The sequence below is a fragment of the Pseudomonas sp. RU47 genome, from assembly GCF_004011755.1.
GTDB lineage: Bacteria > Pseudomonadota > Gammaproteobacteria > Pseudomonadales > Pseudomonadaceae > Aquipseudomonas.
Map to the genome: position 1 here is coordinate 1,587,143 of NZ_CP022411.1, position 22,928 is coordinate 1,610,070.

A 22,928-nucleotide genomic window follows, 5' to 3' on the forward strand; every position below is an offset into this window, starting at 1 on the left:
ACACCCTGTAGGAGCTGCCGAAGGCTGCGATCTTTTGCTTTTTAATCTTCTTTTTTCATCAATCCGGCGAGGGCGGCAAACGGGTTATGCGTTGCCTTGGCAATCTTCGGCGTGCTCAGCGAGCCTTCGCTGAAATACTGCTGATCGGTATAGCGCGAGTGTTCGTTGTCGTGGCAATACAGGCACAACAATTCCCAGTTCGAGCCGTCCTGCGGGTTGTTGTCGTGGTTGTGGTCGCGGTGGTGCACGGTCAGTTCGCTCAGGCGCTTGCCGGAAAACTCACGGGTGCAGCGGCCACAGACGTGCGGGTACATCTTCAGGGCTTTGTCGCGGTAGCCCATTTCCTTGTCGCGCTGGTTGTCGGCGAGGATGCGATCCAGCTTCGACGTGTTGGTTGGGGTGGACGAACTCATGGGTTCACCTTTGTAAAAGACTAATGACGGTTATGCGCAGAGTTTAGCTCAGCCCTTGAGCTTCTCGGCAATCCAGATTGTGTGCCGCGTGCCCTTGTTACCGTGGGCGAAGACCTGGACTTCTTCGGCCTTGAAACCGGCCTTCTTCAATTTGTCGGAAAACAGCCGGTCGGCGCTGGCCGACCAAACCGCCAACACACCCTTCGGGCGCAGGGCTTTGGCGCAGGCATTCAGACCAGCGGCGGAGTACAGCCAGCTGTTGGCCTTCTGGGTCAGGCCTTCGGGGCCGTTATCGACATCGAGCATGATCGCGTCGAAACCGTTCGGCTCACTTTGCAGGACCTTGGCCACATCTTCCTGACGGATCACCGTGCGCGGATCGAGCAGCGGCCGGCCGGACTTCTCGCCGAGCGGGCCACGGTTCCACTCGACCACGCCGGGCACCAATTCCGCGACCACCACTTCGGCAGTCTTGCCCAGATGCTTGAGCGCCGAGGCGAGAGTAAAGCCCATGCCCAGACCGCCGATCAGCACCCGTGAATCCGGCCGGCCAGCGACCTTGCGGCAAGGAATTTCGGCCAGTGCATCTTCGGAACCGTGCATGCGCGTGTTCATCAGTTGCCCGCCGTCGCCGCCCTGGATCTTGATGACGAAATCCTCGCCATATTCGAACAGGCACAGGGCACCGCCGCTTTCAGGGATCGGGGTGGTGTCGAGCAGAACGAAACGTTTCATGGAAATCTCTACAAGGGGGAAGGCAAGCAGGCCCGTTGGGAGTAGCCTGAGCGCAGACTAGAGGCCAAACGGAGCCCTTGATGAAGCGCACCATTCTAACGGTCATTGCCCTGGCCGCGCTCTCGATTACTGCAGTGCAGGCGCAGCAGACCATTCCGGTCAGCCCGGCGCCGCAACCCGGTTCGCCCGGCACCGCGACGCCGACGCCGTACCCGCAGATCACGCCGATCAACATTCCCAAGTCGGGCGCCGGCAGTGGCAGCCCGCCGCTGGTGCCGATTGAAATGCCCAGCCCGCCGAGCAAGGATCAACCGGTGCCGGGCATTGAACCGAGCGGCACCAAAGCGAAAACCCCCGGCGGTTAAACCTGTTGCGCCGCCAGTTGACCGTCGGCCATGCGCAGGCGTTTGGACAGCGAGACGGCGAGGGCGCGGATGATCTTCGCGGCGATCTTCGGCGCGTCGTTGAGCATTTTTTCCAGCGAATCCTTGCCGAGGTTCAATAGCTGGCAGTTAGTCGCGGCGACGCAGGTGGCCGAGCGGCGTTCACCGTCGAGCACGGCCATTTCGCCGAACGCGCGACCGCTGCGCAAGGTGGCCATGGTGATCACCTGACCATCGGGCCCGGTTTTCTGCACGGCGACCTGGCCGGTGTGGAGGATGCACATGAAACTGCCGGCATCGCCCTCACGGAAAATCGCCTCGCCCTCAGCCACGGTGCTGATGCTGAAGTAGCCGGAAGCGGCTGCAAAGTCGGCCAGCTGCAATTGATCGAACAGGCCGCAGTCCATCAGCCAGTCGCGGATTTCGTTGTTCAGGAAGGTCGGTTCTGACATGTCGTCACGGTCTTTTTGTTTTCACATTTTCAAGGCTGTACATCGCCCCTGTGGGAGCGAGCCTGCTCGCGAAAGCGTAGTGTCAGTCACCGACGATGTGGATGACAGGTCGCATTCGCGAGCAGGCTCGCTCCCACAAAGGGATCTGTGGAGTATCGGCCTCTTGGGTCTGCAATTAAGACCCAAGTGACCGACGGAGTTCCTCAGGCCAGACCCAAAACCTTGAAAACAAATGCGTATTCGAGTGCTACGTCACGTAATCCCTGATAACGCCCGCTCATCCCGCCATGCCCGGCGCCCAGTTCAGTCTTGAGCAACAGCACGTTGTCGTCGGTCTTGGTGGCGCGCAATTTCGCCACCCACTTGGCCGCTTCCCAATACTGCACGCGGCTGTCGTTGTAGCCGGCAATCACCAGCGTCGCTGGATAATCCTGCGCGCTGACATTTTCGTACGGCGCGTAAGCCTTGATCCGCTCGTAAACCTGCGGCTCTTCGGGATTGCCCCATTCGTCGTATTCGGTGACGGTCAGTGGCAGATCCGGATCGAGCATGGTGTTGAGCACGTCGACGAACGGCACTTCGGCAATCGCCACGCCGAACAGATCCGGGCGCTGGTTCAACACCGCACCAATCAGCAGACCACCGGCGCTGCCACCGCTGATCGCCAGTTTTTCTGCCGTGGTAATGCCGTTGAGGATCAGGAATTCGGCGCAGGCGATAAAATCGCTGAAGGTGTTGTGCTTGTGTTCCTGCTTGCCGGCGCGATACCAGGCCTCGCCCAATTCACCGCCGCCACGCACGTGAGCAATGGCGAAGGCCATGCCACGATCCAGAAGGCTCAGGCGGGCGTGGGAGAACCACGGATCAAGGCTCGAACCGTATGCGCCGTAACCATAAAGATAGAGCGGCACCGCTTTGCCAACCATTTCGCGCTTCATCACCAGACTGATCGGCACTTGCGTGCCGTCCGGCGCCGTCGCCCACAGGCGCTGGCTGACGTAAGCGTCGGCGTCGAACGGACCGAGTACCGGAGTTTCTTTCAACACCGCCTGTTCGCCGCTGGCGAGGATCAGTTGGCGAACCTGTGCCGGACGGTTCAACGCCTCGTAGCGCAGACGAATGCGGTCGCTCTCGAACTCCAGGCTGTTTTGCACATAGAGGCTGTAGGCCGCGTCCGGCAATTGCACGCGATAAGGCGTCAGACCGTGTGGGTGAACTTCGATGATCGGCAGGCCACCTTCGCGCAGGCTCAGGGTCATGGCCTCGGTGTTTAGGCTGACGCCATCGAGCATCACTGTGTCGCTGTGGGGGATCAGGTTTTGCCAGTCGGCCTCGGTCGGCGCGGTGCCGGTGTCCGGGGCCTGATACAGGGCGTAGTTGATGCCGTCACGATTGCTGCGGATAAACCACGTCCACACCCCATCGAGCAGGCCGTGATCGACATCGTATTCATGATCCTCGACCCGTGGCGCCAGGCAGGTGAAGGGCAGGTGCGGCTGATTGGCGTCGAGCGCCCAGACTTCGCTGGTGGTCTTGCTGCCCAGCGACAGCAGCAATTGCTGCTCGGAGCTGGAACGGTAGCAATGCAGGAAAAAACGCCCGTCCGGCTCGTGGAACACCTCTTCGGCAGCCGTACCGTCGAGGCGATAACGGAACAGTTTGTGTGGACGATGGGTGTCGTCGAGCACGCCGAAAAACAGGGTCAGGCTGTCATTGGCCCAGGTCATGCTGCCGTCGCAGTCTTCGAACTCCAGTTCGCTGACCTTGTCGTTGGACAGTTCCTTGACGAACAGCGTGTAAATCTCATCGCCCGAGGCGTCGACGCTGTAGGCCAGACGTTGATGGTCCGGGCTGATGCTGAACGCACCCAGCGAGAAGAACCCGCCGTTGGCCAGTACATTCGGGTCGAGCAGCAGTTGTTCGCGGCTTTCGTCGAGGGTCAGGCTGTCGTCTGCCGGGCGTGGGCAGCGGTAATGCCGGGCGTACTCGTCGCCCGCCGTGGTGCGCGTGTAATACAGGTACGGGCCCCACGGCGAAGGCAGGGACAGGTCGGTTTCGAGGATTCGGCCCTTGATCTCTTCGAACAGGGTTTCACGCAATTCGGCCTGATCGGCGGTTTGCGCTTCCTGCCAGGCGTTTTCGGCCTTGAGGTAATCGAGCACCGCGTCGGTGTCGCGCTCCTGCAGCCAGGCATACGGGTCGGCACCGGCAGCCTTGTGGGCGATCGGGGCACTGATGACGTTGGCGGATTGGGGCATGGAAGGTTCTCGGACAATGTACGGAATAAGGGTTTTCGCGGGTCGTGAAACCGCCGCAGCCCCCTGTGGGAGCGAGCTTGCTCGCGAAGGCGTCCGGTCAGATGACATTTGTTTCACTGACCCACCGCTTTCGCGAGCAAGCTCGCTCCCACAGGGTTTGCTGCTGGCCGTCTGGTATTGGGACAAGCCGCACGGGCGAAAAGTCGTTACTATAAGCGCCTCTTTGCCTGCCTTGCCATGGACACCATGACCGAGAACGACTATCTGATCGCCTGGGGCCTCTACGCCTTTGCCGCTGTGGGCTGCCTGTTGGTATGGATGCGCCTGACTACCTGGATGTGGCGCTGGTTGCGCGAGCCGCTGCGTGTATTGATGGCCGTGTTGCTGTTCAGCCCGACCATCATTGACCCGGTCAAGGAAAAGGTCGCGCCGGCCATCGCCATCACCGCCCTGGATCTGGCTTTCAAGGTCGGTAACAACGCCTGGCGTGCGGTCTCCGATCTGTTCATGTACGGCATGATCGCGTTCGGCATTTACCTGATTTTCGTGCTGATCCGCTTCCCGCTCGAACGTGCTTCGAAGGCGCGCCGGGAACAGGCCGAAGCCGCCAAGGCCGCCGCACGCGCCGATGACCGCGACGACGATCAACCGTTTGGCGGCGCCGGTGATGACCGTTACGGTCGCCCGCCAGTACCGAGCAATCCGCAGCGCATGCGGGTCGAGCCGCGCCTGTAACCCGAGAGTCCGCACATGTGTGAATTACTGGGCATGAGTGCCAACGTGCCGACCGATATCGTGTTCAGCTTCACCGGCCTGATGCAGCGCGGCGGCCGCACCGGCCCGCACCGCGACGGCTGGGGCATCGCGTTCTATGAAGGCCGTGGCCTGCGCCTGTTTCAGGACCCGGCGGCGAGTTGCGAATCGGAAGTCGCCAATCTGGTACAGCGCTATCCGATCAAGAGCGAAGTGGTCATCGGCCACATCCGCCAGGCCAACGTCGGCAAGGTCTGCCTGTCCAACACCCATCCGTTCGTCCGCGAACTGTGGGGGCGCAACTGGTGTTTCGCGCATAACGGCCAGCTCGCCGATTTCACCCCGATCAAAAGTTTCTACCGCCCGGTCGGCGATACCGACAGCGAGGCGGCGTTCTGCGATTTGCTCAACCGCGTGCGTGCAGCATTCCCGGAGCCGGTCGATATAGAAGAATTGCTGCCGGATCTGGTCGCCGCGTGCGCCGAATACCGCAGCAAAGGCGTGTTCAACTGCCTGCTCAGCGATGGCGACTGGCTGTTCTGCTATTGCTCGACCAAACTGGCGCAGATCACCCGACGCGCACCGTTCGGCCCGGCGCGGTTGAAGGATGTCGATGTCATCGTCGATTTCCAGGCGGAGACCACGCCCAACGACGTGGTCACGGTGATCGCCACCGAACCTTTGACCGAAAATGAAACCTGGACCCGCTACGAACCGGGCCAATGGAGCCTGTGGCGACGCGGCGAATGCGTCAGCCAGGGCAAGACCGAATAAGGATCTACTCCGATGTTGCTCAGTTATGTACGGCTGGTGTTGTTTGCGGCGGGCCTGTTGATCGGTGTCCAGGTGCCGGGATTCATCAATGATTACGCGAAGCGGGTCGAGGCGCATCTGATCGAAGCGCAGACCGGTTTGCGCGGTTTTCAAGGGACTGCCGAGCAGTTCTTCAAGGGCGATATGCAGGCACTGGTTGCGCATTACCGCGCCAGTGAAGATCCGATCTTCCGCAGCGACGCCGACAGTCTGAACACCTTGCTCACGCGTCAGGTGGCATTGGACAAGCAGTTCCAGGCGATGCAAGGCCCGTGGTACATCCGCTTCCTGCAAGTGGTGCTGGCCGCCGATCCGGATATCCGCAAGGAAACCTGGAACGGATACAGCTACCAGATCCTGCTGACTCCGGAAGCGATGATCTGGGGCATGAGCGGTGCGTTGCTGCTGTCGTTCGGCATTGAATGCCTGTTCCGCTTGATCGATTGGGTTGTTCTCGGCGGTCGACGCCTGCGCCAGAGCCGGCCGATCGAAGACCGCGACGTGCGCGGTCTCTGATGATCGTTCCCACGCTCTGCGTGGGAATGCCTCAACGGACGCTCTGCGTTCGGCTTTCGAGGGACGCGGAGCGTCCCGGGCTGCATTCCCACGCGGAGCGTAGAAACGATCAACTTAAAGCGATGTAGTCCTTGCCCACCTTGATCGCATATCCCTCCAGCACCTGCTGACACAACGTCACAATCTCCTCGACCCACTCAACGCCCACCCGCCACGACACCACCACCTGCAAGTTCGGTGGCCGTTGATCAACCGCCAGCAAGGTCAACTCCCCCCGCGCCAATTCCTCAGCCACCAGCACCGGTGGCAGCACACCAATGCCAAATCCATCGCGTAACAACCGCGTGATCGCCGACACCGAATTCACGCAATTCAAACGTGGCGCCATTACGCCGTTCGCCTGCATCAGCGCCAGAAGATCCTGATGCGGTCGGGAGTTTTTCGAGTAGGTGATGATGCGTTCCTGCGCCAGTTCGGCAAGGTCGGCGTAGTCACGGTTGTAGATCGAATTACTGGCGACAATCCAGCCCAGTGGATGACTGGCCAGCTCCAGACTGCGTACGCTTTCATGGCGCACCAGGTCAGTTTGCAGAACGATGTCGAGGAAGCCTTTTTGCAGCTGATCGCAGAGATTCAGCGAGGTATCCGCCACCAGCTCGATTTCCACCCGTGGATACAGATCGGTCATCTGCGCCACCAGCGGGCTGAGCCAGGTGTGGATTACCGTGTCCATCACGCCAATGCGCACCCGGCCGACCTTGCTCGAACGGGTCTCGATCGACTGCTTCAGTGCCGACATCGTGTCGAGCATCTGCTCGGCATACTCCAATACTTTCAACCCTTCGGGCGTCAGGCTGACCCCGCGTGAATCACGCAAAAACAGCTTCACCCCCAGCTCGCCCTCCAGCACCGCAATGCGGCTGGAAATCGACGCCTGAGTGGTGAACAGCTTGTCGGCGGTCAGGCGAAAACTCTTCAGTCGGGCGACCCAGACAAAGGTCTCGAGAAACTTCAGATTCATGGGCAAGGCTCGGGTGACAAATTTTTCTTATGGCTAAGGCGGGGTTTTATTCGTTGGACGCAGCAGGGCCGCGCGACGAAAAATCGACGCATCCGGTTCCCACGATAGGCGTCGTCGGGGCTACGAACAAGACCAATAAAAAACCTGCGGAGATAAGCCATGAGTGCGCCCGACACCCTACAAGCATCCACGGCAACGGCGCGTCCGGGGCCGTTCGACTGGTATCGCAACATCAACCAGCAGGAGCGCCGCACGTTCTGGAGCTGCAAGATCGGCTACGGTCTGGACGGCATGGACACGCAGATGCTCAGCTTCGTCGTGCCGACATTGATTGCAATGTGGGGCATTACCACCGGCGAAGCGGGGCTGATTCACACCAGCACCTTGATCGCCTCGGCCATCGGCGGCTGGGTCGCCGGGATTCTCTCTGACCGCATCGGTCGCGTGCGCACCCTGCAATTGACGGTGCTGTGGTTCGCCTTCTTCACCTTCCTCTGCGGCTTCGCGCAGAACTACGAACAACTGCTGATCGCCCGGACCTTGATGGGCTTCGGTTTCGGCGGTGAATGGACCGCCGGTGCGGTGCTGATTGGCGAAGTAATCCGCGCCAAGGATCGCGGCAAAGCAGTGGGCATGGTGCAATCGGGATGGGCGCTGGGCTGGGGGCTGACGGCGATTTTGTACGCGCTGCTGTTCTCGGTGTTGCCGCCGGAAGACGCTTGGCGCGCGCTGTTCATCCTTGGCATCGTGCCGGCGATTTTCGTGATTTTCGTCCGTCGCCTGGTAAAAGATCCGGAGATCTACCGCGAGGCCAAAGCTCAACAAACGCCGGAGACTCAGTCGAAGTTCTACGAGATCTTCGCCCCCGGCATGCTGTTCACCACAATCCGCGCATCACTGCTGACCACGGGTGCTCTGGGCGGCTACTACGCGATTACTTCCTGGCTGCCGACCTTCCTCAAAAACGAGCGCGGTTTGAGCGTACTCGGCACGGGCGGTTATCTGGCGATGGTGATTGTCGGTTCCTATGTCGGCTATGTGATCAGCGCTTACCTGACTGACCTGCTGGGTCGGAAAAAGAACTTCATCCTCTTCGCGGTCGGCTCGTTCACCATCGTTCTGCTCTATACGCAGTTGCCGGTGAGCAACGGCGTGATGCTGTGGCTGGGCTTCCCGTTGGGTTTCTTCGCCTCGGGGATTTTCAGCGGCATGGGCGCGTTTCTCACTGAGCTGTTCCCCACGCGGATTCGCGGTTCGGGGCAGGGCTTTTGCTACAACATCGGTCGGGCGCTGGCGGCATTGTTTCCGCTGCTGATCGGTTTGCTCAGCCAGAAAGTACCGTTGAGCGTCGGCATTGGTGCGTTTGCGGCGGTGTCCTACGGCGTGGTGATTATTGCGGCGTTGAGCCTGCCGGAAACCCGCGGCAAGCAACTCGATGCGCAGTAACTGATAACCTGCGCAGCACAGTCCTACAGATAAAAAGACAAGCACCTACAGGAGTGTTCACCGTGAGCCGCCTGCTATTGAATTGCGACATTGGCGAGAGCTTCGGCAGCTGGACCATGGGTCTGGACGCCGAGGTCATGCCCTTCATTGATTGTGCCAACGTGGCTTGTGGTTTCCACGCCGGTGACCCGAGCATCATGCGCAAGACCGTCAGCCTGGCATTGAGCCACGGCGTGCAGATCGGCGCACACCCGGCCTATCAGGATCTGGTCGGTTTTGGCCGCCGCTCCATGGCGTATTCGGCGCAAGAACTGCAAGACATCCTGCATTATCAGATCGGCGCCCTTGATGGCATCTGCAAAGCCCAGGGCGGCCGTGTCAGTTACGTCAAACCCCACGGCGCGATGTACAACGACATGATGGCCAACCCGGCGCAATTGCGTGCCGTGATTCAGGCGGTGGCCGCTTACGACCGCGGCCTGCCGCTGATGCTCATGGCCACCCGCGACAACTCCGCCGCGCAGCAGATTGGCGATGAATATGGCGTCACCCTTTGGTTTGAAGCCTTCGCCGATCGCGCCTACGACAGCGCCGGCAAACTGGTTTCACGACAACGGCCGGGCGCGGTGCATCACGATGCCGAAACCATCATTGAGCAAGCCCTCACCATCGCCCGTGGCGACAACCTCAGCGCCAGCGACGGCAGCGCGTTGCGTCTGCATGCCAACACCCTTTGCGTGCATGGCGACAACGCCAGTTCGGTCGCCGCTGTGCAACGCATTCGCGAGGCCTTGAATCAGCAGAGCGCGCCATGAACCCAAGGATTGAAGTGGTGGCACTGGATTGCCTGATGCTGCGTCTGTTCGATGAAATCGCCGAAGCCAACATGCCGTGGATGCTCGCCGCCAGTGAGCGTTTGCGTGCGTTATTCGGCGAGCAATTGATCGATCTGGTGCCTTCCTATACGACACTGATGGTGCATTACGATTTGACTGCACTGAGTCCGAGTCAGGCGCGGGAATTGATCGCCGAGGCGCTGATTGATTTGTCGCCCAATGCGCGAAAGGCTGGCCAGTGCCATGTGCTGCCGGTCTGGTATGACTTGAGCGTCGGGCCGGAACTGAGCTTGCTCGCCGAGCGCAGTGGCTTGGCGCTGGAGGAGGTGATTCGTCGTCACGGCGGCCGCGAATATCAGGTATTTGCCCTTGGTTTCGCGCCGGGTTTCGCCTTTATGGGGCTGGTCGAAGAGATTCTCGCTGCACCGCGCTTGAATACCCCACGCAAAAAAGTCGCTGCCGGCAGCGTCGGGATTGCCGAACGGCAAACGGCGGCCTACCCGGTGGTGTCCCCCGGTGGCTGGAACCTGATCGGTCGCACGCCAGCGAAATTGTTCGACCGTCATCGTGATGGCTACAGCCTGATGCAACCCGGCGACACGGTGCGATTCGAAGCGGTCAGTCACGCTGAATTCATCAATCTGGGTGGCGATGACACGCCACTGGAGGCGCGGGCATGAGCCGACTGACGATTGAAGCCAGTACCCCGTTGTGCCTGTTGCAGGACGCGGGACGGTTTGGCGTGCGACACCTGGGCGTCACCCAGGGCGGTGCGGCGGATTGGTGTTCGATGAGCTGGGCCAACTGGTTGCTCGGCAATAACCTCGATGCAACGGTGATCGAAATCACCCTCGGCGGGTTTGCCGTCGTCGCTGCAGAGGATTGTTTGCTGGCGCTGGCCGGAGCTGATCTTGGGACGCAGATTGATGGTCAACCGCTGGCGCCGTGGCGCAGTTTCAAGTTGGGTAAAGGACAGAAGTTGCTGTTCACGCAACCGTTGCTCGGTGCCCGGGCTTATCTGGCAGCGCCCGGCGGTTTTGATGCACCGAAGGTGTTGGGCAGCCGTGCGACGGTGCTGCGTGAGGAACTCGGTGGTCTTGATGGCATGGGGTTGCCGCTGGCCAAAGGGGCGGCGCTGAGTTATCGCGGTGAAGCGGTGTTGCTTCGCGAAGTGCCTTTGGCGTTACGGCCTGATTTGAAAGCGAATGCACCGCTGGATCTGGTACTCGGCGCACAGATCGGCCAGTTCAGCGGGCAGAGCCTGTTTGATGTGTTCAACACGACCTGGGCTGTGGACAGTCGCGCAGATCGCATGGGCATTCGCTTGTTGGGCAGCGCCTTGCACTATCAGGGGCAACCGATGATTTCCGAAGGCATTCCACTCGGGGCGGTGCAGGTGCCGCCGGACGGGCAACCGATCGTGTTGCTCAATGATCGTCAGACCATTGGTGGTTATCCACGCTTGGGGGCGCTGACACCCTTGGCGCTGGCGAGGCTGGCGCAATGTCTCCCGGGTGACAGGGTGCGGTTCACGCCAGTCATGCAAGAGCGTGCATGGCAAACTCATCTCAACTATCTGAAGTCCTACTTGTAATTGTCCGTCATTCGGACTGAAGACCGAGACGATTCCGCGAGGTTTGGTAAGTCGCCCTACATCACTTGGCGATGGAGTGTGGAACTATCGGTCTTCATCTTTTACAAGGAAGTTGCAGATGCGTTATATGAAAGTAAGTGGTCAAGTTAGCGTTGAAGGGACAGCCAGTGTCGAAAGCCGTATCGTCGAGTTCTATGAGTCCGGCGTAAACGATGCCGTTTACCAAGCGAAGATGGATCGTTTCGGCAACCTGCAAAAAACGAGCACTGACAAGATCGGATTCGAAGGGCTCGCGAGTTTGATCGAGCCGTTCATATCCAAGGCAAATCTCGATATCAAGCGCAGTTTTGACCGGCATCACAGTGGAAATCCAAACGGTAAATCCATGGTGCTGATTGCCGAGGGACACACTGCAGAGGGCACTGCTACAGGTGTCACGTTTCGCTTTTTTGCAGAAGACGGCAAACTGAAACATGAAGTGTTGCACCGCCCGGAAACCGACCTGGAAAGAAAAAGCCGGCGAAAGCTGGAAGCTCAGGAGAGAATAAAAACTGATTTGTTGGCAAAAAGGCGAGGTGTGCAACCTCCGCCCATTTGCGAAACAGAAGACAGGAGCTTCATGGACAGGCTTTGCAAGTCCTACATTCAATTGGGCTGGTAAATTTGATTGTTCCCACGCACCGCGTGGGAACAATCCGGCTGTCATTTGGACAAAAACCGCATCCCTTCCTCAAGCCCGCGCAACGTCAACGGATACATCTGATCCTCGATCAGATCCCGCACAATATTGGTCGATGAGGTATAGCCCCATGTGTCTTTCGGGTACGGGTTGATCCAGATGAGCTTCTTGTACTTCTCCATAAAGCGCTGCATCCACACGTAACCCGGCTCTTCGTTCCAGTGCTCGACACTGCCGCCGGCCTGAGTGATTTCATAAGGTGCCATGGCGGCGTCACCGATGAAGATCACTTTGTAGTCGGCGCCGTACTTGTGCAGCAGATCCTGAGTCGAAGTGCGCTCCGACGTGCGGCGCATATTGTTCTTCCACACCGATTCGTAAACGAAGTTGTGGAAGTAGAAGTACTCCAGATGTTTGAACTCGGTCTTGCAGGCCGAGAACAGTTCTTCGCAGATCTTCACGTGCGCGTCCATCGAACCGCCGATGTCGAACAGCAACAACAGCTTCACCGTGTTGCGGCGCTCGGGGCGCATCTGGATGTTCAGCAGACCGGCGTCCTTGGCGGTGTGGTCGATGGTGCCGTCGATGTCCAGCTCTTCTGCCGCGCCTTGGCGGGCGAATTTGCGCAGTCGGCGCAGGGCGACTTTGATATTGCGCGTGCCCAGTTCCACCGAGTCATCGAGGTTCTTGTACTCGCGCTGATCCCAGACTTTTACCGCTTTACCCTGACGCTTGCCGGCATCGCCGACCCGAATGCCTTCCGGGTTGAAGCCGCCGGAACCGAACGGGCTGGTGCCGCCGGTGCCGATCCACTTGTTGCCGCCGGCATGGCGTTCCTTCTGTTCTTCCAGACGCTTCTTGAACTCTTCAATCAGCTTGTCCAGGCCACCGAGGGACTGGATCTGCGCACGTTCCTCATCCGTCAGCGAGCGCTCGAACTCCTTGCGCAGCCAGTCTTCGGGAATCAGCGCCTGCAAGTGATCATCGAGTTTTTCCAGGCCATTGAAGTAGGCGCCGAACGCACGGTCGAACTTGTCGAAATGGCGTTCGTCCTTGACCAGAATCGCCCGCGACAAGTAGTAAAACTCGTCCATGTCGGCGAAGGTCACGCGCTGTTTCAGCGCGTTGATCAGGTCGAGCAGCTCGCGCACCGACACCGGCACCTTGGCTGCTCGCATTTCATTGAACAGGTTGAGCAACATGGCATCAGCCTCTTAGCGGGTGCCGCGACGGCTCATGAACGCCAGGCGCTCAAGCAGTTGCACGTCCTGTTCGTTCTTCACCAACGCGCCGGCCAGCGGCGGAATGGCTTTGGTCGGATCGCGCTCGCGCAGCACCGCTTCGCCGATGTTGTCGGCCATCAGCAGTTTCAGCCAGTCAACCAGTTCCGAGGTCGACGGCTTCTTCTTCAGGCCCGGCACCTTGCGCACATCGAAGAACACGTCCAGCGCTTCGCTGACCAGATCTTTCTTGATGTCCGGGTAGTGCACGTCGACGATTCTTTGCAGGGTCGGGCGATCCGGGAAGGCGATGTAGTGGAAGAAGCAACGGCGCAGGAAAGCGTCCGGCAGCTCTTTTTCGTTGTTCGAAGTAATGATGATGATCGGGCGTTTTTTCGCCTTGATGGTCTCGTCGATCTCGTAAACGTAGAACTCCATCTTGTCGAGTTCTTGCAGCAAGTCGTTGGGGAACTCGATGTCAGCCTTGTCGATCTCGTCGATCAGCAGAATGACCCGCTCTTCAGACTCGAAAGCCTCCCAGAGCTTGCCTTTCTTCAAGTAGTTGCGCACGTCGTGGACTTTTTCATTGCCCAGTTGCGAGTCGCGCAGACGGCTGACCGCATCGTATTCGTACAGACCCTGATGGGCCTTGGTGGTGGATTTGATGTGCCAGGTGATCAACTTGGCGCCGAACGATTCGGCCAGTTGCTCGGCGAGCATGGTCTTGCCGGTGCCCGGCTCGCCCTTGACCAGCAGCGGCCGCTCCAGGGTGATGGCGGCGTTGACCGCCAGCTTCAGGTCATCGGTGGCGACGTAGGCCTGGGTGCCTTCGAACTTCATCTGCTAATCCTCGAACGGTAACGCCGACCTGACGGGCAGGGCGGGGGCGAAATAATCGGATGCCCGACTATAACGCGCAGCCCGGTCGACTGTGAACGCAGACGGCTTATTCAGTCTCTGAATGGGGCGTCACATGTTGACTCAGTCTCGGCCGATGGCCAGTATTCAGGCCTCGTTGATTTGACGATAGCCTTCAGGATGTCCACTGAATCTGTGGCGAGGGAGCTTGCTCCCGCTGGGCTGCGAAGCAGTCCCCCATGTGCCTGGAGGCGCTGAATTGATGCTATCCATGAAACGACCACGCTTGGCGGCTGTTACTACACTCTCTGATTGCCGGCTTGCACTGGACTTTGTTGATGGTCGAGTGCTGACACTCGATTTGAGTCGAGATATTCAAACGTGTAAGCAGTTGCAGCCCTTGCTTGATCCCCAAGTCTTTGCGACTGCCATCTTGGGCGATAAAGGTTGGACCGTTGAATGGCCGGCCCCGGATATTCAGATTGGCGCCGATACTCTATATCTGGATGCTTTTCCAGAAATGAGCCCTAACCCGCATCCGGCTTCGGCCGCTCATACCGGGCATTGAATGCCTGTACGAAACCATTGCGCAAAATCTGCAAAAACGCTTCGAACGCGCTGATATTTTGCTGATGCACGTTGCCGCTGAGTTCGACCTTGGTGGCGAACTGGTTTTTCGCCTGGTTCTTCAGCACGGTTTCCGTGCCGCCCACCAATGCCTCCCAGACCGAGCGGAAGATGCTCTTGTTCTTGTTTTCCACGTCCTGCTGCCAGTTGAACACTTCGACGTCGCGCAGCAGCGGCTTGATGTAACCGTTGACCTGGGCCTTTTTGGCTTGGGCTTCGATCACCACGTCACCGTGGCCGGCGTTGAAGTCGAACTTGCCGTAGGCCGAGGCGAAGTCGTTCATGCGCTTGAGTTCGATGTCTTTGGCGCGCAGGCGGAATTCGAAGTCCTCGAAGTTGCTCAGAGGGTCGAACGTTGCGGTGGTTTCCAGCGGTGCATGCCCCAGCAGGAGGGCTTTGCCTTCAAAGCGGGCGTCGCGTTTGCCCTGTTTGTCGACCACGTTGGTCAGGTTGTAGATGCTTGCGTCGACATTGGTCGCGTTCATGTTCACTGGCGGTTTTGAATTGAAGTTGCGGAAATTGATGCGGCCATCGCTGATCTGCACTTCATCGAGGGTGATCGGCAGCAATTTGCCCAGTTGCTCGCGCCAGTCGGTGCCTTGACCGGTCTGCGAGTTCTGTTTGTTGGCGCCGCCATCGACGAAGTTAACCTCAGGTTTGACGAATTTCACCTGCGCCACCACAGCATGGTCGTACCACAGAGAATGCCAACTGACTGCCAGATCGATCAGCGGTGCATTGACGAAAGGCACCGGCACCTTGCCGTCGACCTTGACGATCTTCAGCCCATTGATCTTGTAGGCGCCACGCCATAGGGCCAGATCGACATCAGTGATCTGGCCCCGGTAATCGCCCATGTTCGCGAGTTTGTCGTTCAGGTAATCGCGCACCATGTAGGGCAGGGCGATGTGCAGCGCGAGCAGCAGCACAACGATTCCCGCGAAAATCCACAATGGCCAGCTGTAGCGACGTTTCATGGCAGTCATTCCCGAACGATTCAAAGCGATTGACTGTTGGCGGCCCCAGACGTTCGACCCGACTGGACTGCGATGGGCAACAGGCTTACCTTGGAACGCTGAATTCAATGCTGCATAAGGACCCAGCCATGAGCCGTATTTTTGCTGACAACGCCCATTCCATCGGTAATACGCCGCTGGTGCAGATCAACCGCATCGCGCCGCGCGGTGTGACCATTCTGGCCAAGATCGAGGGGCGCAACCCCGGTTATTCGGTCAAGTGCCGGATCGGCGCCAACATGATCTGGGACGCCGAAAGCAGCGGCAAACTCAAACCGGGCATGACCATTGTCGAGCCGACGTCGGGTAACACGGGCATTGGCCTGGCATTTGTTGCCGCTGCCCGTGGTTATAAATTGATGCTGACCATGCCGGCCTCGATGAGTATCGAGCGTCGTAAGGTCCTCAAAGCATTGGGGGCCGAACTGGTGCTCACCGAGCCGGCAAAGGGCATGAAAGGCGCTATCGAGAAAGCCGCCGAGATCGTCGCCAGCGATGCTGACAAATACTTCATGCCGGCGCAGTTCGATAACCCGGCCAACCCGGCGATTCACGAAAAGACCACTGGCCCGGAAATCTGGAACGATACCGACGGCGCTGTCGATGTACTGGTCGCCGGCGTCGGCACCGGCGGAACCATCACCGGCGTTTCGCGGTATATCAAGAATACCCAAGGCAAACCGATTCTGTCGGTAGCAGTGGAGCCAATGTCCTCGCCCGTGATTACTCAGGCGCTGGCCGGTGAAGAGATCAAACCGAGCCCGCACAAGATTCAGGGGATCGGTGCCGGTTTTGTGCCGAAGAACCTTGATCTGTCGATGGTTGACCGGGTCGAGCAGGTCACCGACGACGAGTCCAAGGCCATGGCGCTGCGGTTGATGCAGGAAGAGGGGATTTTGTGCGGTATTTCCTGCGGTGCAGCGATGGCGGTAGCGGTGCGTCTGGCGGAGACGCCAGAGATGCAAGGCAAGACCATCGTCGTGATTTTGCCTGATTCGGGCGAACGTTATCTGTCGAGCATGTTGTTCAGCGATCTGTTCACTGAGCAGGAGACTCAGCAGTAATCCAGTTGATTCAGGTCAGCCAGGGTTCAGGATCGTTATGCTAATAAATGCTTTGTTGTGCAATTCTTAACACTGAATCTTGTGTCAGGCGGGTTTTTCCCGAAGCCGGTAGTGTTTATCATGGCCGGCTGCCATGCCGGGTAAAAGGCATTGCGCAGCGTTGTCTTTATTCAAGGAGTTGTTGATGACCTTTTCGTTTGCCGCCAAGGCGTTTGTGCTGCTGCTCTTTTTGGGCAGCACACTCTATGTGCATTTGCGCGGCAAGGCGCGTTTGCCGGTTCTGCGTCAGTTCGTCAACCACTCGGCGCTGTTCGCTCCGTACAACGCCTTGATGTACCTGTTCTCCGGCGTGCCGTCGAAACCGTATCTGGATCGCAGCAAATTCCCGGAGCTGGACGTGCTGCGCGATAACTGGGAAACCATTCGCGACGAAGCCATGCACCTGTTCGATGAAGGCTACATTCGCGCGGCGGAAAAGAACAACGACGCCGGTTTCGGTTCGTTCTTCAAGAAGGGCTGGAAGCGTTTCTACCTCAAGTGGTACGACAAACCGCTGCCATCGGCCGAAACCCTGTGTCCGAAAACCGTGGCGCTGGTCAGTGCAATTCCCAACGTCAAAGGCGCGATGTTTGCGTTGCTGCCGGGTGGCAGTCACCTGAACCCGCATCGTGATCCGTTTGCCGGTTCACTGCGTTATCACCTCGGCCTGTCGACGCCGAACTCCGACGATTGCCGGATCTTTGTTGATGGTCAGGTGTACGCCTGGCGTGACGGCGAAGACGTGATGTTCGACGAGACCTACGTGCACTGGGTCAAGAATGAAACCGACAAAACCCGCGTGATCCTGTTCTGCGACGTCGAGCGTCCGCTGAGCAACCGTCTGATGACTCGCATCAACCGCTCGATCAGCGCCTGGCTCGGCCGTGCCACCGCACCGCAGAACCTCGACGATGAACGCGTTGGCGGGATCAATCAGGCCTACGCCTGGAGCAAGAGCTTCAGTGACAAGTTCAGTGGCGTGGTCAAACAGTGGAAACGCCGTCATCCGAAGGCTTACCGCGTGATGCGGCCGGTGCTGGCGGTGGTGGTTTTGACGTTGTTGGGGTATTGGCTGTTTGGTTGAGGCTGAATCGCAGGCAATAAAAAACCGCTCCTTGAGAGCGGTTTTTTATTGCCTGCGATTCAGCGCCGCCCAGCGAGAACGTTGGGTTCATCTACGTCAATGCCATCGACAAGAACCTGCAGAAATCGTTGCTGGTTGGTGGATAACACTAAATCCCCCAGCTTTTCATCGGCTTTGCGTGATCCCTTTTTCGAGGGGGCTCGTTTAACAACCTTACGCATTTTTTTGCCCTCGCTGATCATTAATTGAACAGTTTTCACAATACTTTACCCTCCACTGCGAGCACAAGCCGGCCATCCAAATCAAATGTGAAGCCGAGCTGTCTATATTTCGGAATGGCTCCTTGCATGGGCTCCTGAACTTCAATCAATCTGCTGCCAATAATTTGGGCAAATTCGTCAATGGCCAGCATCGCCAACGCCGCGATACGGTTTTTAAGTGGATGCGCTTCCCCTGGCCTTCCCTCTAGCCGCACGATTCGAATTCGCTGACGGCTATTGTTTGGAATGACAAAACACAGCCCGCAGAGCTCTTGTTCAAACCAGATCGCGACATCCAGAGACAAGGGTTCTCGGGTCTTCCAGGTGGCGACATCTCCCCAGGAAAAATGCGGGTTATCCCAAAGCTCAAAAGCACTCATTGCCTGAGCATCGATGGCTTCGAAGCGTACTTTCGAAAAGTCTGCTCCCTCATGAAAAAGCATTTTCTTGGTGGTGATACTAGCCGCCTTTCTCGCCTCTGACCGATACAACTGATAGCGCAGATAACTCCGTTCCCTTGGCATATGATTTCGAGCATTCCATGTCTCCCCATCGATAGGTGTAGCCGTTGCTCAACAGCCTATTCAGCTCTCATGGATCCGTCGCTACTGGCCCTTTGTCCAAATCATTGCAATCCATGTCCCACGCTGGTTATAGTCGGCGCTCGTGAGTCGTATGCCTCACCTTCCACACTCTCAAAAAGATCTGCCCCAATGCCTGCATCCCTCATCAACGCGGTAGTCGATTCAGCGGTCAACGCTGTCGTGGTGCCGTGCGGGAATCAGCAGCCCAAGCAGATCAGTCATTACCCCCCTCCTGTCAGTAGCACGCCGGTGTGCGCAGTCGTATCACCGCCGGGCGTTGGCGTTTCGGGCTGATCAGCACTGTCTGCTGAGTCCTGCCGCCCGCCAGAAAAACCTACTGAATTTCAGCTTCGGCTGAGTTGGCTTCTTGCCTGACTACAGGTGGTATTCATGTTTGTCCTTTCGAAAAAATCCGCGCTCGCGGCTGCGTCCACGAGCCTGTTCGTTCTGCTGTGGAGCAGCGGGGCGATCTTCTCCAAATGGGGCCTGGCCCACGCTTCGCCGTTTGCCTTTCTGTTGATTCGCTTTGTGATCGCCCTGTGTGGGCTTCTGCTGTTGGCGCCGCTGCTCAAACTGAAGTTGCCCAAGGGCGGCAAACCAATGCTTTATGCGATCGCCACCGGCGTGGTGTTGTTGGGGGCTTATCAGATTTTCTATCTGCTGGCGCTCAACACTAAAGTCACCCCGGGGGTGATGGCGACCATCATGGGTGTGCAGCCGATTCTCACCGTGGTCTTGATGGAACGGCAACGCTCGGCCAGCCGGATGTTCGGTCTGGCGCTGGGGCTGGCGGGCCTGATCATGGTGGTTTACCAGGGCATCGGTCTGGCCGGGATGTCCTGGGCGGGGATGCTGTTCGGGTTGCTGGCGCTGGCGAGCATGACGCTGGGCTCGATCATGCAGAAACGCATCACCGACAATCCTCTCGGCACGCTGCCGGTGCAGTATCTGGCCGGGCTGTTGTTGTGCGGGATCTTCGTGCCGTTTCAGCCGTTCCATTTTGAACACAGCACAGGTTTTATCGTGCCGGTATTGTGGATGGGGCTGGTGGTGTCGGTGCTGGCGACGTTGTTGCTGTATCGGCTGATCGCGCGGGGCAATCTGGTGAATGTCACCAGTCTGTTCTATCTGGTGCCGGCGGTGACGGCGGTGATGGACTATCTGATTTTCGACAATCGCCTGGCAGCGTTGAGTGTGCTGGGGATGTTGTTGATTGTGGTCGGTCTGGCATTTGTGTTTCGTGAAAGGGGGTAACAGATCATCAGGTGGCGGCTTTTAGGCCGCCGATCGCGAGCAGGCTCACTCCTACAGGGGAACGCATTCCAATTGTAGGAGTGAGCCTGCTCGCGATAGCCTTTTTGGCAACAGCACTAATTTATCGGGCCGGCACCTCAGCCGGTTTCACCACCGCCGGCTTCAAAACCAGCCACAGCGCAATCGCGATCAACACCCCGCCATAGATGTGCGCCATCGATAACGGCTCATCCAGCAACAATGCCCCCCACAACACGCCGAACGGCGGAATCATGAAGGTCACCGTCATCGACTTCACCGGACCGATCGAGCTGAGCAGGCGGAAGTAAATGATGTAGGCAAACGCCGTGCAGCCAAGACCCAGGCCCAACAGCGACAGCCAGACATTCCAGCCGCCCCAACTGACCGGCGGTGACGTGATCACGCTGTAGCCGAACAACGGCAACAGGAACAACGTCGCACCGAGCATGCTGCCCAGCGCCGACAATCGGCTGTCCAGTCCACCGGCCTGATCCAGCCAGCGCCGCGCGAGGAAACCGGCAAAACCATAACAAGTGGTCGCCAGCAAGCAGGCGAGGGCGCCCATCAACAGCTGCATGTCAAATGCCACGGGACCGGCGCGGGTCAGCACGCCAACGCCTAACAGACCGAGGAACACCCCGCCCAGTTTGGCTGCGGTGAGTTTTTCACTGAAGAACAACCCGCCAATCAGCACGCCCATCAGCGGCGTGGTGGCATTGAAAATCGCCGAATAGCCGGCTGGCAATACCTGGGCCGCGACCGAATACAGTGTCGCCGGAATGCCTGAGTTGATCACGCCCAGCAGCATCACGGTTTTCAGTTTGCCTTTGAAATCCCAGCGCACGCGCATTAGCCCGAGGATTACCAGCAAACCTGCAGCCGCAATCGACACGCGAAGGAACCCGGTCGGGATCGTGCCAATCACCGGCGCAATAATGCGCATGAACAGAAAACTTGCGCCCCAGATGGCCGCCAGCGACAACATACGGAAAATATCGACAGGGCTCACGACGGGTCTCCTTCCTTGATCGGGACGAGAGTGTTGCCGAGCGCCCTGACGAAGGCAACCGCTATTCGGGCATGCAACTTATCGGTCAGATCACAAAGCGTGTCACCAGACTGTTGAGGTCCACGGCCAGACGCGACAGTTCCTGGCTTGCAGCCGAGGTCTGAGTGGCGCCAGCGGCGGTCTGCGTTGAGAGGTCACGGATGGTCACCAGATTCTGATCGACCTCGCGCGCCACCAAGGCCTGCTGCTCGGCCGCGCTGGCGATCACCAGGTTGCGTTGGTTGATCTGCGAGATCGACGCGGTGATTTTTTCCAGTGCCTGCCCGGCACTGTTGGCGCGGCGCAGCGTCTGACCCGCCTGCTCGGCACTGCTCTGCAAAGCGCCAACGGTCGCCCCGGTGCCTTGCTGGATGCTGCTGATCATCAGCTCGATTTCTTCGGTGGAATTCTGCGTGCGTTGCGCCAGCGAACGGACTTCGTCCGCGACCACGGCAAAACCGCGCCCGGCTTCACCGGCGCGCGCCGCTTCGATCGCCGCATTGAGCGCCAACAGATTGGTCTGCCCGGCAATCCCGCGAATCACCTCCAGCACTTTGCTGATGTCCTGTGCCTGCCTGGCCAGACCCTCGGCTTGTGCGGAAGCACCGAGTACCGCATCGACCAGTTGCTGAATCGAGCTGATGGTTTCGCTGACCTGTACGTGGCCGTGCTTGCTGTCCTCGTTCGACGCGGCAGACGCCTCGGCGCTGGACACCGCGTTGGCGGCGACTTCGTCCACCGCCGTGCTCATCTCGGTGACCGCGGTGGCGGCTTGTTCAATCTGATCGTTCTGCTGCTGCAGGCCGCGGGTGCTCTGCTCCATCACCGAACTCATTTCCTCGGCAGCGGAAGCCAGTTGCTGTGCCGATTCGCTGATACCGCGAATGGTCGAGCGTAGATTGCCCTGCATCTCGGCCAAGGCATGGAGCAGCTGCGACGCCTCATCCTTCCCGGTGCTGGTGATCTGTCCGCTGAGATCACCGGCAGCAATGCGCCGCGCGACATCCAGTGCCTGATTGATCGGGGTGGTGATGCTGCGGGTCAGCAGCCAGGCCAATAACAAGGTGGCAATCAGGGCGACCACGATGATCGACGTGACGATCCACAATGCCTGCTGATACATCGCCGCAGCGGCTTTGGCGGCGGCATCCGCACCTTGTTGGTTGAGGCTGATCATCTGCTCCAGCGTCTTATCGAGCACAGTGCCCTGCGGCGCCAGTTCATTGCTCAAACGCGTGGCAGCCTGCTCGTTCTGCCCCGCGTCAATCTGGCTGACAATCTGATCGAGAATGCTCAGGTATTTGCCGATGGCCGCGTTCAAGCCGTCGAGCATCGCCTGTTCCTGATCACTGGCGATCAAGGCTTTGTGATCGTTGAGGCGTTTGAGCAACTCCTCGCGTTGCGCCTTGAGGATATTTTTGCTTCGGTCGCGCACCGCAGGCTGGGAGTTGGTGATCAGACGCAACGATTCGAGACGGATGCTGGCGATGTTCGCCGCCGCGTCATGAATGCTCTCGATGCTGGGCATCCATGATTCTTCGATCACCGCTGCACTTTCGCGCAGGGTTTTCATCTGGCCCAGACCGAACAGGCCGACCATCACCAGCAGACTGGCCAAAACGGCAAAGCTCAAACTGGCGCGCAAACCTATGCGCAGATTCCGGATAGACATCAGTGTGCTCCTTGATCTTTGAAGGGGGGGAGGTCGTCCTCGTCAGCGAGGATCTTGTTATGAGGCGGGTAATGGCGGGCTGTATATCAAAGTGCCACTATCTTGGTAAGACCAATCTGGAGTCGTTGCTGGCGATCCGCGTAGTTGCAGCAATGCCGCGGACTAGACGCGTGCATTGGGTCTTGGATCCGAAACCCAGAGAATTCACGGGCTGGCGCAGGGCGGCGAGAAGAACCGCTCAGGCGTTAACTGACCGAACGGTTGATTAAAAAAACTTTGCCA

At 58.7% G+C, this 22,928-nt stretch carries 25 protein-coding genes; 13 read left to right on the plus strand and 12 right to left on the minus strand.

Annotated features, from left to right (window positions below):
• Nucleotides 1-41: 41 nt before the first annotated feature.
• A complete protein-coding gene (locus CCX46_RS07280; protein WP_007911336.1) occupies nt 42-413 on the minus strand; it encodes a YajD family HNH nuclease in 372 nt (123 codons plus the stop codon).
• A gap of 48 nt (nt 414-461) precedes the next feature.
• Nucleotides 462-1,148 (minus strand): spermidine synthase, encoded by a 687-nt coding sequence (locus CCX46_RS07285; protein WP_007911335.1) that lies wholly within the window; start codon nt 1,146-1,148, stop codon nt 462-464.
• An 80-nt stretch (nt 1,149-1,228) separates the two neighbouring features.
• Here CCX46_RS07285 and CCX46_RS07290 point away from each other — a divergent pair, with 80 nt between their 5' ends.
• Nucleotides 1,229-1,513, plus strand: coding sequence for a hypothetical protein (locus tag CCX46_RS07290; RefSeq protein ID WP_127926212.1), 285 nt, complete (start codon nt 1,229-1,231; stop codon nt 1,511-1,513).
• Here CCX46_RS07290 and CCX46_RS07295 read toward each other — a convergent pair.
• Both CCX46_RS07295 and CCX46_RS07300 read right to left on the minus strand, forming a co-directional pair.
• Entirely contained in the window at nt 1,510-1,983 is a 474-nt protein-coding gene (locus tag CCX46_RS07295) for a cyclic nucleotide-binding domain-containing protein (RefSeq protein WP_034153174.1), read from the minus strand. The two genes, CCX46_RS07290 and CCX46_RS07295, sit on opposite strands and share 4 nt — an antisense overlap.
• A 203-nt stretch (nt 1,984-2,186) precedes the next feature.
• Nucleotides 2,187-4,241 carry a S9 family peptidase gene (locus CCX46_RS07300; protein ID WP_127926213.1) on the minus strand — a complete coding sequence of 685 codons (2,055 nt, stop codon included), beginning with the start codon at nt 4,239-4,241 and terminating at the stop codon, nt 2,187-2,189.
• A gap of 237 nt (nt 4,242-4,478) precedes the next feature.
• Between CCX46_RS07300 and CCX46_RS07305 the strand changes: the two genes are divergently transcribed.
• Genes CCX46_RS07305 through CCX46_RS07315 form a run of 3 tightly spaced genes read left to right on the plus strand, consistent with a single transcriptional unit; the run spans nt 4,479 to nt 6,323 of the window.
• On the plus strand, nt 4,479-4,976 hold the full coding sequence (locus tag CCX46_RS07305) for an MFS transporter (RefSeq protein WP_127926214.1): 498 nt from the start codon (nt 4,479-4,481) through the stop codon (nt 4,974-4,976).
• A gap of 15 nt (nt 4,977-4,991) precedes the next feature.
• Nucleotides 4,992-5,768, plus strand: coding sequence for a class II glutamine amidotransferase (locus CCX46_RS07310; RefSeq protein ID WP_007911322.1), 777 nt, complete (start codon nt 4,992-4,994; stop codon nt 5,766-5,768).
• A 12-nt stretch (nt 5,769-5,780) separates the two neighbouring features.
• Complete coding sequence (locus tag CCX46_RS07315) at nt 5,781-6,323, plus strand: DUF2937 family protein (RefSeq protein ID WP_034153178.1); 543 nt, start codon at nt 5,781-5,783, stop codon at nt 6,321-6,323.
• A gap of 109 nt (nt 6,324-6,432) precedes the next feature.
• Here CCX46_RS07315 and CCX46_RS07320 read toward each other — a convergent pair whose 3' ends face one another.
• Nucleotides 6,433-7,344, minus strand: coding sequence for a LysR family transcriptional regulator (locus CCX46_RS07320; protein WP_127926215.1), 912 nt, complete (start codon nt 7,342-7,344; stop codon nt 6,433-6,435).
• Between the two features lie 159 nt (nt 7,345-7,503).
• On the opposite strand from CCX46_RS07320, the gene CCX46_RS07325 reads away from it, so the two are divergent.
• The 5 genes from CCX46_RS07325 to CCX46_RS07345 all read left to right on the plus strand — a co-directional run bounded on the left by CCX46_RS07325 (nt 7,504) and on the right by CCX46_RS07345 (nt 11,881).
• The gene (locus CCX46_RS07325; protein ID WP_127926216.1) at nt 7,504-8,790 is read left to right on the plus strand and encodes an MFS transporter; all 1,287 of its coding nucleotides are present in this window, start codon (nt 7,504-7,506) and stop codon (nt 8,788-8,790) included.
• 62 nt (nt 8,791-8,852) lie between these two features.
• Nucleotides 8,853-9,605: a 5-oxoprolinase subunit PxpA gene (locus tag CCX46_RS07330; protein WP_127926217.1), complete on the plus strand. Its 753-nt coding sequence runs from the start codon at nt 8,853-8,855 to the stop codon at nt 9,603-9,605.
• Nucleotides 9,602-10,306, plus strand: coding sequence for a 5-oxoprolinase subunit B family protein (locus CCX46_RS07335; RefSeq protein WP_127926218.1), 705 nt, complete (start codon nt 9,602-9,604; stop codon nt 10,304-10,306). Before CCX46_RS07330 ends, CCX46_RS07335 begins: the two co-directional genes overlap by 4 nt.
• The gene (locus CCX46_RS07340) at nt 10,303-11,220 is read left to right on the plus strand and encodes a 5-oxoprolinase subunit C family protein (RefSeq protein ID WP_127926219.1); all 918 of its coding nucleotides are present in this window, start codon (nt 10,303-10,305) and stop codon (nt 11,218-11,220) included. The genes CCX46_RS07335 and CCX46_RS07340 overlap by 4 nt, the downstream gene beginning before the upstream one ends.
• A 118-nt stretch (nt 11,221-11,338) precedes the next feature.
• Nucleotides 11,339-11,881, plus strand: coding sequence for a hypothetical protein (locus tag CCX46_RS07345; protein ID WP_127926220.1), 543 nt, complete (start codon nt 11,339-11,341; stop codon nt 11,879-11,881).
• A 41-nt stretch (nt 11,882-11,922) separates the two neighbouring features.
• On the opposite strand, the gene CCX46_RS07350 is transcribed toward CCX46_RS07345, so the two are convergent.
• Entirely contained in the window at nt 11,923-13,101 is a 1,179-nt protein-coding gene (locus CCX46_RS07350) for a vWA domain-containing protein (protein WP_064388394.1), read from the minus strand.
• A gap of 12 nt (nt 13,102-13,113) precedes the next feature.
• Nucleotides 13,114-13,959, minus strand: coding sequence for an AAA family ATPase (locus CCX46_RS07355; RefSeq protein ID WP_127926221.1), 846 nt, complete (start codon nt 13,957-13,959; stop codon nt 13,114-13,116).
• Between the two features lie 289 nt (nt 13,960-14,248).
• Here CCX46_RS07355 and CCX46_RS07360 point away from each other — a divergent pair, with 289 nt between their 5' ends.
• Entirely contained in the window at nt 14,249-14,545 is a 297-nt protein-coding gene (locus CCX46_RS07360) for a DUF2442 domain-containing protein (RefSeq protein WP_238704383.1), read from the plus strand.
• On the opposite strand, the gene CCX46_RS07365 is transcribed toward CCX46_RS07360, so the two are convergent.
• Nucleotides 14,505-15,581, minus strand: a complete 1,077-nt coding sequence (locus CCX46_RS07365; protein WP_127926223.1) for a DUF748 domain-containing protein — start codon at nt 15,579-15,581, stop codon at nt 14,505-14,507. The two genes, CCX46_RS07360 and CCX46_RS07365, sit on opposite strands and share 41 nt — an antisense overlap.
• A gap of 128 nt (nt 15,582-15,709) precedes the next feature.
• Here CCX46_RS07365 and cysK point away from each other — a divergent pair, with 128 nt between their 5' ends.
• Both cysK and CCX46_RS07375 read left to right on the plus strand, forming a co-directional pair.
• Complete coding sequence (gene cysK / locus CCX46_RS07370) at nt 15,710-16,684, plus strand: cysteine synthase A (RefSeq protein WP_127926224.1); 975 nt, start codon at nt 15,710-15,712, stop codon at nt 16,682-16,684.
• Nucleotides 16,685-16,868: 184 nt separating this feature from the next.
• Nucleotides 16,869-17,807 carry an aspartyl/asparaginyl beta-hydroxylase domain-containing protein gene (locus CCX46_RS07375; protein WP_127926225.1) on the plus strand — a complete coding sequence of 313 codons (939 nt, stop codon included), beginning with the start codon at nt 16,869-16,871 and terminating at the stop codon, nt 17,805-17,807.
• 59 nt (nt 17,808-17,866) lie between these two features.
• Here CCX46_RS07375 and CCX46_RS07380 read toward each other — a convergent pair whose 3' ends face one another.
• Together CCX46_RS07380 and CCX46_RS07385 are read right to left on the minus strand one after the other, a co-directional pair.
• A complete protein-coding gene (locus CCX46_RS07380; protein WP_127926226.1) occupies nt 17,867-18,067 on the minus strand; it encodes a hypothetical protein in 201 nt (66 codons plus the stop codon).
• Complete coding sequence (locus CCX46_RS07385; RefSeq protein ID WP_127926227.1) at nt 18,064-18,591, minus strand: hypothetical protein; 528 nt, start codon at nt 18,589-18,591, stop codon at nt 18,064-18,066. Before CCX46_RS07385 ends, CCX46_RS07380 begins: the two co-directional genes overlap by 4 nt.
• A gap of 450 nt (nt 18,592-19,041) precedes the next feature.
• Here CCX46_RS07385 and CCX46_RS07390 point away from each other — a divergent pair, with 450 nt between their 5' ends.
• Nucleotides 19,042-19,905: a DMT family transporter gene (locus CCX46_RS07390; RefSeq protein ID WP_127926228.1), complete on the plus strand. Its 864-nt coding sequence runs from the start codon at nt 19,042-19,044 to the stop codon at nt 19,903-19,905.
• A 121-nt stretch (nt 19,906-20,026) separates the two neighbouring features.
• Here the strand turns inward: CCX46_RS07390 and CCX46_RS07395 are convergent, their stop codons facing one another.
• Nucleotides 20,027-20,935 (minus strand): DMT family transporter, encoded by a 909-nt coding sequence (locus CCX46_RS07395; RefSeq protein ID WP_127926229.1) that lies wholly within the window; start codon nt 20,933-20,935, stop codon nt 20,027-20,029.
• Between the two features lie 85 nt (nt 20,936-21,020).
• Nucleotides 21,021-22,646 (minus strand): methyl-accepting chemotaxis protein, encoded by a 1,626-nt coding sequence (locus CCX46_RS07400; protein ID WP_127926230.1) that lies wholly within the window; start codon nt 22,644-22,646, stop codon nt 21,021-21,023.
• Between the last annotated feature and the right edge of the window lie 282 nt (nt 22,647-22,928).

Coding starts and splice junctions, on each gene's coding strand:
- CCX46_RS07365 (WP_127926223.1), bottom strand. CDS start 15,581: ATGAAACGTCGCTACAGCTGGCCATTGTGGATTTTCGCGGGAATCGTT.
- CCX46_RS07375 (WP_127926225.1), top strand. CDS start 16,869: ATGACCTTTTCGTTTGCCGCCAAGGCGTTTGTGCTGCTGCTCTTTTTG.
- CCX46_RS07325 (WP_127926216.1), top strand. CDS start 7,504: ATGAGTGCGCCCGACACCCTACAAGCATCCACGGCAACGGCGCGTCCG.
- CCX46_RS07350 (WP_064388394.1), bottom strand. CDS start 13,101: ATGTTGCTCAACCTGTTCAATGAAATGCGAGCAGCCAAGGTGCCGGTG.
- CCX46_RS07345 (WP_127926220.1), top strand. CDS start 11,339: ATGCGTTATATGAAAGTAAGTGGTCAAGTTAGCGTTGAAGGGACAGCC.
- CCX46_RS07285 (WP_007911335.1), bottom strand. CDS start 1,148: ATGAAACGTTTCGTTCTGCTCGACACCACCCCGATCCCTGAAAGCGGC.
- CCX46_RS07335 (WP_127926218.1), top strand. CDS start 9,602: ATGAACCCAAGGATTGAAGTGGTGGCACTGGATTGCCTGATGCTGCGT.
- CCX46_RS07390 (WP_127926228.1), top strand. CDS start 19,042: ATGTTTGTCCTTTCGAAAAAATCCGCGCTCGCGGCTGCGTCCACGAGC.
- CCX46_RS07315 (WP_034153178.1), top strand. CDS start 5,781: ATGTTGCTCAGTTATGTACGGCTGGTGTTGTTTGCGGCGGGCCTGTTG.
- CCX46_RS07360 (WP_238704383.1), top strand. CDS start 14,249: ATGAAACGACCACGCTTGGCGGCTGTTACTACACTCTCTGATTGCCGG.
- cysK (WP_127926224.1), top strand. CDS start 15,710: ATGAGCCGTATTTTTGCTGACAACGCCCATTCCATCGGTAATACGCCG.
- CCX46_RS07300 (WP_127926213.1), bottom strand. CDS start 4,241: ATGCCCCAATCCGCCAACGTCATCAGTGCCCCGATCGCCCACAAGGCT.
- CCX46_RS07290 (WP_127926212.1), top strand. CDS start 1,229: ATGAAGCGCACCATTCTAACGGTCATTGCCCTGGCCGCGCTCTCGATT.
- CCX46_RS07340 (WP_127926219.1), top strand. CDS start 10,303: ATGAGCCGACTGACGATTGAAGCCAGTACCCCGTTGTGCCTGTTGCAG.
- CCX46_RS07385 (WP_127926227.1), bottom strand. CDS start 18,591: ATGCCAAGGGAACGGAGTTATCTGCGCTATCAGTTGTATCGGTCAGAG.
- CCX46_RS07320 (WP_127926215.1), bottom strand. CDS start 7,344: ATGAATCTGAAGTTTCTCGAGACCTTTGTCTGGGTCGCCCGACTGAAG.
- CCX46_RS07355 (WP_127926221.1), bottom strand. CDS start 13,959: ATGAAGTTCGAAGGCACCCAGGCCTACGTCGCCACCGATGACCTGAAG.
- CCX46_RS07400 (WP_127926230.1), bottom strand. CDS start 22,646: ATGTCTATCCGGAATCTGCGCATAGGTTTGCGCGCCAGTTTGAGCTTT.
- CCX46_RS07305 (WP_127926214.1), top strand. CDS start 4,479: ATGGACACCATGACCGAGAACGACTATCTGATCGCCTGGGGCCTCTAC.
- CCX46_RS07295 (WP_034153174.1), bottom strand. CDS start 1,983: ATGTCAGAACCGACCTTCCTGAACAACGAAATCCGCGACTGGCTGATG.
- CCX46_RS07280 (WP_007911336.1), bottom strand. CDS start 413: ATGAGTTCGTCCACCCCAACCAACACGTCGAAGCTGGATCGCATCCTC.
- CCX46_RS07310 (WP_007911322.1), top strand. CDS start 4,992: ATGTGTGAATTACTGGGCATGAGTGCCAACGTGCCGACCGATATCGTG.